Annotated in this window: 1 protein-coding gene and 1 pseudogene; one reads left to right on the forward strand and one right to left on the reverse strand. The window is 61.4% G+C overall.

Translation table 11 applies throughout. From position 1 onward, the window contains the following. Positions 1 to 600: LysR family transcriptional regulator (locus tag B6S09_RS18155; protein WP_094279862.1), on the reverse strand; the 600-nt coding region annotated here is incomplete at its 3' end. A 114-nt stretch (positions 601 to 714) separates the two neighbouring features. On the opposite strand from B6S09_RS18155, the pseudogene B6S09_RS18910 reads away from it, so the two are divergent. Beyond that, positions 715 to 1,009 (forward strand): annotated as a pseudogene (locus B6S09_RS18910) (hypothetical protein); the annotation flags it as partial.

Consider the following 1,009-nt stretch of genomic DNA (forward strand, 5'->3'; position numbering starts at 1 on the left):
GCTCTCGCGGCCGGTGAGGATGATCGGCTGGTCCGCCAGTTGCTCCAGGGACAAGCGTGGCAAAGCCGCGAAGGGATGATCCAGCGGCACAAACGCACACAGGCGGTCATTGAGTACCGGCACGAAATCCAGGCCATGGCTTAATCGCGCCCGCACGCCGATGCCAAAGTCCACGTCGCCGGCGCGCACCTGCGCATGAATGCGATGGGCCACCACGTCGTGCAGGCGCACATCGATCCCGGCAAAGCGCTCGCGGAACAGACGCAGCGCCGGGGGCAGGCTACCGGCGCACACCGAGGGCAGGGCGGCAATGGTGACCACGCCCCGGCGCAACGCGGCGAGGTCGCGCGAGCCGGTGACAATGTTATCCAGGTCCAGCAGCAGTTTTTCCATCGGGCCGCGAGCTTCCTGCCCGGCGGGGGTGAGGCTGACGTGGCGCGGGCTGCGGTCGAGCAGGGCGATGCCCAGCCACTCTTCCAATTGCTGCACTTGCACGGTGAGCGCCGACGGCGAGAGGTTCAGTTCGCTGGCGGCCTTGGTAAAGCTGCCGGTGCGCGCGACGGTGAGAAACGCTTGGATATGCTGGATCGAATTTTTCATCGTTTTGTTTTTCCGAACATGCCGGGCTGAATATTCCAATTTACAAAGACTACCGCGCTTCCAATACTCCGTGGAAAACAATAACCGGCCACCAAAGGCCGCTCTGGAGTCCCCATGCTCGCTACCCTGGGTGTCATTACCATCCTGTGCCTGCTCATTGCCGTCATGAGCAAACGCCTCTCGCCACTGGTGGCTTTAATCGCTTTGCCGATCATCGCCGCGCTGCTCGGCGGGTTCGGCCTGCAAACCAGTGCCTTTATCATCACCGGAATCAAGAACGTCGCGCCTGTTGTGGGGATGTTTGTGTTTGCCATCCTGTTTTTCGGGATCATGACCGACGCAGGCATGCTCGACCCCATCATTGACCGCATCCTGCGCACGGTGGGCACGCTGTCTCTTATACACATCT

It is taken from the genome of Oceanimonas baumannii, assembly GCF_002245495.1.
GTDB classification, from domain to species: Bacteria; Pseudomonadota; Gammaproteobacteria; order Enterobacterales; family Aeromonadaceae; genus Oceanimonas; species Oceanimonas baumannii.